The organism is Janthinobacterium sp. CG_23.3, assembly GCF_046115965.1.
Classification (GTDB): Bacteria; Pseudomonadota; Gammaproteobacteria; order Burkholderiales; family Burkholderiaceae_D; genus Janthinobacterium.
In genome coordinates, this window is record NZ_JBJXIB010000015.1 from 52,790 (window position 1) to 59,966 (window position 7,177).

The 7,177-nt window shown below is 64.6% G+C and carries 7 protein-coding genes; all 7 read left to right on the forward strand.

Annotation, left to right across the window (positions count from 1 at the left end; translation table 11 throughout):
* Window positions 1-17: 17 nt before the first annotated feature.
* Entirely contained in the window at window positions 18-1,298 is a 1,281-nt protein-coding gene (locus ACFDR9_RS06400) for a nucleotide sugar dehydrogenase (protein WP_409030448.1), read from the forward strand.
* Between the two features lie 61 nt (window positions 1,299-1,359).
* Window positions 1,360-2,367 carry a UDP-glucose 4-epimerase GalE gene (galE, locus tag ACFDR9_RS06405; protein ID WP_409030449.1) on the forward strand — a complete coding sequence of 336 codons (1,008 nt, stop codon included), beginning with the start codon at window positions 1,360-1,362 and terminating at the stop codon, window positions 2,365-2,367.
* A 14-nt stretch (window positions 2,368-2,381) separates the two neighbouring features.
* Window positions 2,382-3,554 carry a sugar phosphate nucleotidyltransferase gene (locus ACFDR9_RS06410; protein WP_409030450.1) on the forward strand — a complete coding sequence of 391 codons (1,173 nt, stop codon included), beginning with the start codon at window positions 2,382-2,384 and terminating at the stop codon, window positions 3,552-3,554.
* Window positions 3,551-4,969, forward strand: a complete 1,419-nt coding sequence (locus tag ACFDR9_RS06415) for a mannose-1-phosphate guanylyltransferase/mannose-6-phosphate isomerase (RefSeq protein ID WP_409030451.1) — start codon at window positions 3,551-3,553, stop codon at window positions 4,967-4,969. The genes ACFDR9_RS06410 and ACFDR9_RS06415 overlap by 4 nt, the downstream gene beginning before the upstream one ends.
* Before the next feature lie 84 nt (window positions 4,970-5,053).
* Complete coding sequence (rfbB, locus tag ACFDR9_RS06420; RefSeq protein WP_409030452.1) at window positions 5,054-6,130, forward strand: dTDP-glucose 4,6-dehydratase; 1,077 nt, start codon at window positions 5,054-5,056, stop codon at window positions 6,128-6,130.
* Window positions 6,127-7,026, forward strand: coding sequence for a glucose-1-phosphate thymidylyltransferase RfbA (rfbA, locus tag ACFDR9_RS06425; protein WP_409030453.1), 900 nt, complete (start codon window positions 6,127-6,129; stop codon window positions 7,024-7,026). Before rfbB ends, rfbA begins: the two co-directional genes overlap by 4 nt.
* A partial coding sequence (locus ACFDR9_RS06430) for a dTDP-4-dehydrorhamnose 3,5-epimerase family protein (RefSeq protein WP_409030455.1) occupies window positions 7,026-7,177 on the forward strand: 152 nt, incomplete at its 3' end. The genes rfbA and ACFDR9_RS06430, both read left to right, overlap by 1 nt.

Below are 7,177 nucleotides of genomic sequence, written 5' to 3' on the forward strand. Positions count from 1 at the left end.
GAATTGAAAGCTGTTATATGACTATTATTGCTGTGATTGGCCTCGGTTACGTCGGCCTGCCCCTCGTCGTCGAGTTCGGCAAACGGGCACGCACCATCGGTTTTGACATCTCCACCGCCAAGGTCGAGTCCTGCCAGCGCGGCGTCGACCCGTCGCGCGAGCTGAGCGACGCGCAAATGGCGGCCGCCGAACACGCCGAATACACGGCCGACCCGGCCATGCTGGCCGAGGCCGACATCATCATCGTCGCGGTGCCGACCCCGGTCGATGGCGCCCACAGCCCCGATTTCTCGCCGCTGATCGGCGCCAGCACCAGCGTGGGCAAGCACATGAAGAAGGGCGCCATCGTCGTCTACGAGTCCACCGTCTATCCAGGCGCCACCGAGGAGGTGTGCATCCCGGTGCTGGAGAAGGCCTCGGGCATGAAGTGGAAGGACGGCTTCTTCGTCGGCTACTCGCCCGAACGTATCAATCCCGGCGACCGCCAGCACATGCTCACCAACATCGTCAAGGTGGTCTCGGGCGACACCCCGCAAACGCTGCAGACCGTCGCCGCGATGTACGAGTCGATCGTCGAGCCGGGCGTGCACCGCTGCTCGAGTATCAAGGCGGCCGAGGCATGCAAGGTCATCGAGAACACCCAGCGCGACCTGAACATCGCGCTGATGAACGAGCTGGCGATCATTTTCGACAAGCTCGGCATCGACACCTCGGAAGTGCTGAAGGCGGCCGGCACCAAGTGGAACTTCCTGAAGTTCAGCCCGGGCCTGGTGGGCGGCCACTGCATCGGCGTCGATCCCTACTACCTCACCCACAAGGCCGAGATGGTCGGCTACCACCCGCAGGTGATCCTGGCCGGGCGCCGCATCAACGACGGCATGGGCAAGTACATCGCCGAGCAGACCATCAAGAACATGATCGCCGCCGGCAGCTACATCAAGGGCTCGCGCGTGAACGTGCTAGGCCTGACGTTCAAGGAAAACTGCGCCGACCTGCGCAACTCCAAGGTGGGCGACGTCATCAACGAACTCAAGACCTATGGCGTCGAGGTGTTCGTGCACGACCCGTACGCCGACCCGGAGGAGGCCATGCACGAGTATGGCGTGCGCCTGTTCTCGTGGGACGAGCTGCCGCGCGCCGACGCGATCGTGGCGGCCGTGTCGCACCAACAACTACTCGATCTGCCGGCCGAAGACTTCCAGCAAAAGCTGGTCAAGGGCGGTTGCTTCATCGACGTCAAGGCGTGCTTCGACGCGGCGGCGCTGGAGCAGTCCGGCTTGCGCGTGTGGCGCTTGTAGGCGCGGTCCAGGCCGCGGTTTTTCCTTGCGCCCCGTGCGCACCGACAACAAAGGTTCAGCAATGCATATACTCGTAACTGGAGGCATGGGTTACATCGGCTCCCATACCGTCGTCGAACTGCTGGCCGCTGGCCACCAAGTGCTGGCGTTGGATAATTTCAGCAACGCCAAGGCCTCGGTGCAGGAGCGCGTGGGCGCGATCGCCGGCCAGGGCGTCGACTGCGTCACGCTCGACGTGCGCGACCGCGCCGGCCTCGAGGCCCTGTTCGCCGCCCGGCGTTTCGACGCGGTGATCCATTTCGCTGGCCTGAAGGCGGTCGGCGAATCGGTCGAACAGCCACTGCGTTATTACGACAATAACGTCAACGGCAGCCTGGTGTTGTTCGAGACGATGGCCAAGTTCGACGTCAAGACGCTGGTGTTCAGCTCCTCGGCGACGGTGTACGGCGACCCGGCCTCGGTGCCGATCTTCGAACACTTCCCGCTGTCGGCCACCAACCCGTACGGGCGCAGCAAGCTGATGGTCGAGGAGATGCTGCGCGACGCCGCGCTGGCCGACCCGGGCTGGCGCATCGCGCTGTTGCGCTACTTCAACCCGGTCGGCGCCCATGAAAGCGGCCTGATCGGCGAGGAACCCAACGGCATCCCGAACAATCTGCTGCCGTACGTGGCCCAGGTCGCTCACGGCCTGCGCCCGCTGCTGTCGGTATACGGCGGCGACTACGCGACGCCGGACGGCACCGGCGTGCGCGATTACATCCACGTCGTCGACCTGGCATTGGGCCACGTCAAGACGTTGGCGAAGCTGGCGGCGGCGCCGGGCGTGCACACGTACAATCTGGGCACCGGCCGCGGCAACAGCGTGCTGGAGATGGTGCGCGCCTTCGAGGCCGCCAGCGGCCGACCCGTGCCCTACCAGGTCGTGGCGCGCCGGCCGGGCGACATCGCCGCCTGCTACGCCGACCCCGGCCTGGCCGAGCGCGAGCTGGGCTGGAAGGCCGTGCGCAACCTCGAGCAGATGTGCGTCGATTCCTGGCGCTGGCAAACCATGTCGCAAGCAGTCATTTAACGGAGCGTGACAGCATGAAAGCAATGATTCTGGCGGCCGGCAAGGGCACGCGCGTGCGGCCCCTGACCTACGACCTGCCCAAACCGATGATCCCGATCCTCGGCAAGCCGGTGATGGCCTATCTGGTCGAGCACTTGGCCAAGTACGGCATCACCGAGATCATGGTCAACGTCAGTTACCTGCATGAAAAAATCGAGGAATATTTCGGCGAGGGCCACCAGTACGGCGTGCAGATCGGCTATTCCTTCGAAGGCTACACCAACGACGCCGGCGAAGTGGTGCCGCAACCGCTCGGTTCGGCCGGCGGCATGAAGAAAATCCAGGACTTCGGCGGCTTCTTCGACGACACCACCATCGTGCTGTGCGGCGACGCGCTGATCGACCTGGACATCAAGTCGGCCTTGTTCGAGCACCGCCGCAAGGGCGCGCTGGCGTCGGTCATCACGCGCGAGGTGCCGTGGGACAAGGTGCCGAACTACGGCGTCGTCGTCACCGACCCGGACGGGCGCATCCGCGCCTTCCAGGAAAAGCCCAGCGAAACGGAGGCGTTGTCGAACTTCGCCAGCACCGGTATCTATATCTTCGAACCGGAGGTGATCGAGCTGATTCCAACCGACCGCCCGTTCGACATCGGCTCAGAACTGTTCCCGCTGATGGTCGAGAAGGGCTTGCCGTTCTACGCCCAGACGCGGCGTTTCAACTGGATCGACATCGGCAGCGTCAAGGATTACTGGGAAGTGCTGCAAAGCGTGCTGATGGGGGAGGTCGCCAACATGGACGTGCCCGGCATCCAAGTCGACGAGGGCCTGTGGGTCGGCCTCAACACCAGCATCGACTGGGCCGACGGCACCCGCATCGAAGGCCCGGTCTACATCGGCTCGGGCACCCGGGTCGAGGCCGGCGCGACCATCATCGGGCCGACCTGGATCGGCCACGGCAGCCACATCTGCTCCGGCGCCGAGGTGGTGCGCAGCGTGCTGTTCGAATACACCCGTGTGCTGCCCGGGGTGGCGCTCGACGAGATGATCGTCTTCAAGGACTACAGCGTCGACCGCGCCGGCGAGATGAAGCACGTGTCGGAGTGCGACCCGGACGCCTGGGCCAACGCGCGCGACCGGCGCAGCAAGCGCCGCACCGACGACGATACGAATACGAATGTAACCGAACGGAAGAGCATCAAGGCATGAACATTTATCCAGTCATCCTGTCCGGCGGCTCCGGCACGCGTCTGTGGCCGTTGTCGCGCGCGGTGTTGCCTAAGCAATTGCTACCCCTCGTCACGGACAATACGATGTTGCAGGAAACGGCGCTGCGTCTGGCCGGCCTGCCCGGCCTGATGGCGCCGCTGGTAGTGTGCGGCAACGAACACCGCTTCCTGGTGGCCGAGCAGTTGCGCGACATCGGCGTCGCCCCGCTCGCCATCCTGCTTGAACCGGCCGGGCGCAACACCGCGCCGGCGGTGGCCGCCGCCGCCCACTACCTGGCCGCCATCGACCCGGAGGCGCTGATGCTGGTGCTGCCGGCCGACCATGTGATCACCGACGTGGCGGCCTTCCACCTGGCCATCGGCGGCGCCGCGCGCCAGGCTGGCGCCGGTGCGCTGTTGACCTTTGGCATCGTCCCGACCGCGCCGGAAACCGGCTACGGCTACATCCGCGCCGGCGCCGCGCTGGACGGCGCCGAGTCGTGTTACCGCGTCGCGCACTTCGTCGAGAAGCCGGACCGCGCGACGGCGCAGCAATGCGTCAGCGCTGGCAACTATTTTTGGAACAGCGGCATGTTCCTGTTTCGCGCCGACAGCTATCTGAGCGAGCTGGCCTTGTATCAGCCGGCCATCGTCGCCGCCTGCGAGGCGGCGGTGCGGCTGGGTTACCGCGACCTCGACTTTTGCCGGCTGGACGAGGCCGCTTTTTCGGCCTGCCCGTCCGATTCGATCGACTACGCGCTGATGGAGCACACCGCCCACGCGGTGGTGGTGCCGGCCGACATAGGCTGGAGCGACGTCGGCTCCTGGTCGGCGCTGTGGCAAGTGCAGCGGGCCGACGCCGACGGTAACGTGGTGCGCGGCGACGTCTACCTCGACGGCGTGGCGAACTCGCTAGTGCGCGCCGAAAGCCGCATCGTCGCGGTGATCGGGTTGCAAGACCTGGTTGTCGTCGAGACACGCGACGCGGTGCTGGTCGCGCACAAGGACCAGGTCCAGCGCGTCAAGCAGGTCGTCGCGCACCTGGAGGCGCAGCAGCGCACCGAGCACCTGCGCCACACCAGGGTTTGCCGGCCGTGGGGCTATTACGAGGGCATCGACGCCGGCGAACGCTTCCAGGTCAAACGCATCACCGTCAACCCGGGCGGCAAGCTGTCGCTGCAGATGCACCACCACCGCGCCGAGCACTGGGTGGTGGTCAGGGGCACCGCGCGCGTGACCTGCGGCGACAGCGTCAAGTTGCTGACCGAGAACGAGTCGACCTATATTCCAATCGGCATGAACCACCGCTTGGAAAACCCCGGCAAGGTGCCGCTGCACATCATCGAGGTGCAGTCCGGCAGCTATTTGGGCGAGGACGATATCGTGCGTTACGAGGACGTCTACCAGCGGGCATAAGGCGTTGCGGCGGCGGGACGTGGCACGGCCACGTCGCCGCCCGCGCAGCCATTTTTCAAACATTTCTTTTAGATGGGCAAATTTATGATTTTTGTAACAGGCGGTGCCGGCTTTATCGGATCGAATTTCGTGCTCGACTGGCTGGGCCAGTGCGACGAACCGGTCGTCAATTTCGACAAGCTCACGTATGCGGGCAATATGTGCAACCTGGCGGCGCTGAAGGACGATACGCGCCACTTGTTCGTGCGCGGCGATATTTGCGACAGCGCGCAGGTGCTGGCGCTGTTGCGGGCGCACCGTCCGCGGGCGATCGTCCATTTTGCCGCCGAGAGCCATGTCGACCGCTCCATCCTCGGGCCGGGCGAATTTATCAACACCAACATCAACGGCACCTTCAGCCTGCTCGAGGCGGCGCGTGCCTACTGGGGCGAGCTCGACGGCGAGGAGAAGGCCGGCTTCCGTTTCCTGCACGTGTCCACCGACGAGGTGTACGGCACGCTCGGGCCGGACCAGGCGCCGTTTACCGAAACCACCACCTACGCGCCGAACAGCCCGTATTCGGCCTCGAAGGCGGCTTCCGACCATCTGGTACGTTCCTACCACCACACCTACGGCCTGCCGACGCTGACGAGCAACTGCTCGAACAATTACGGCCCCTACCATTTCCCGGAAAAGTTGATTCCGCTGGTGATCGCCAACGCCCTCGCGGGCAAGCCGCTGCCGATCTACGGCGACGGCCAGCAGGTGCGCGACTGGCTGTATGTGAGCGACCACTGCGCGGCGATCCGCCGGGTGCTCGACGGCGGCCGTCCGGGCGAGACCTACAACGTCGGCGGCTGGAATGAAATGCCCAACCTCGACGTGGTGCGCGCGCTCTGCACCATTCTCGACCGGCTGGCGCCGAAGGCGGGCGCCGCCGGCAGCTACCTCGAGCAACTGACGTACGTGGCGGACCGCCCCGGCCACGACCGCCGGTACGCGATCGACGCCGGCAAGATTGAGCGCGAACTTGGCTGGAAGCCGGCCGAAACCTTCGACAGCGGCATCTTGAAAACCGTGCAGTGGTACTTGGCCAACCAGGCCTGGGTCGCCGACGTGCAATCGGGCGCCTACGCCAACTGGGTCGAGCAAAACTACGCTGGCCGGGAGATCGCGGCATGAGCCGGCCAACCGCTAGCCGCAAAGGCATCATCCTCGCCGGCGGCTCCGGCACGCGCCTGTATCCGGTGACGATGTGCGTCTCCAAGCAATTGCTGCCGATCTACGACAAACCGATGATCTACTATCCGCTCAGCACCCTGATGCTGGCCGGCATACGCGACATCCTGATTATTTCGACGCCGCAGGACACGCCGCGCTTCCGCGAACTGCTGGGCGACGGCAGCCAGTGGGGCGTCAGTTTGAGCTACGCGGTGCAGCCCTCGCCGGACGGCCTGGCGCAAGCCTTCATCATCGGCCGCGCCTTCGTCGGCGACGCGCCGTCGGCGCTGATCCTGGGCGACAATATCTATTACGGCAACGAGCTCGACGGCATGCTGGAGCAGGCCAACGGCCGCGCCGACGGCGCCACCGTGTTCGCCTACCACGTGCAGGACCCTGAGCGCTACGGCGTGGTCGACTTCGACGCCAACCGGCGCGCCGTCAGCATCGAGGAAAAGCCGGCGCGGCCAAAATCGAACTACGCCGTCACCGGCCTGTATTTCTACGACAAGCAGGTGTGCGACATCGCCGCCGACATCGCCCCGTCGGCGCGCGGCGAGCTGGAAATCACCGACGTCAACCGGATGTATCTGGAGGCGCAGCAATTGAACGTCGAACTGATGGGCCGGGGCATGGCTTGGCTCGACACGGGCACCCACGATTCCCTGCTGGAGGCGTCGCAGTTTATTGCCACCATCGAGAAACGCCAAGGCTTGAAAGTGGCTTGTCTGGAAGAAATTGCCTACCGCAAAGGGTATATCGACGGCGCGCAGTTGGAGAAACTGGCGCTGCCGCTGAAAAAAAATGGTTACGGCCAGTATCTGCTGCAAATTCTTCAGGATAAAGTGATTCGATAATGAAGGTAACCCCGACCGCTATCGCCGACGTGTTGATCATCGAGCCGAACGTGTTTGGCGACGACCGCGGTTTTTTTTATGAGAGTTTCAACGCCCGCCGCTTCGCCGAACTGAGCGGCGTGCAGGTCGAATTCGTCCAGGATAACCATTC

Coding starts and splice junctions, on each gene's coding strand:
- ACFDR9_RS06400 (WP_409030448.1), top strand. CDS start 18: ATGACTATTATTGCTGTGATTGGCCTCGGTTACGTCGGCCTGCCCCTC.
- galE (WP_409030449.1), top strand. CDS start 1,360: ATGCATATACTCGTAACTGGAGGCATGGGTTACATCGGCTCCCATACC.
- ACFDR9_RS06410 (WP_409030450.1), top strand. CDS start 2,382: ATGAAAGCAATGATTCTGGCGGCCGGCAAGGGCACGCGCGTGCGGCCC.
- ACFDR9_RS06415 (WP_409030451.1), top strand. CDS start 3,551: ATGAACATTTATCCAGTCATCCTGTCCGGCGGCTCCGGCACGCGTCTG.
- rfbB (WP_409030452.1), top strand. CDS start 5,054: ATGATTTTTGTAACAGGCGGTGCCGGCTTTATCGGATCGAATTTCGTG.
- rfbA (WP_409030453.1), top strand. CDS start 6,127: ATGAGCCGGCCAACCGCTAGCCGCAAAGGCATCATCCTCGCCGGCGGC.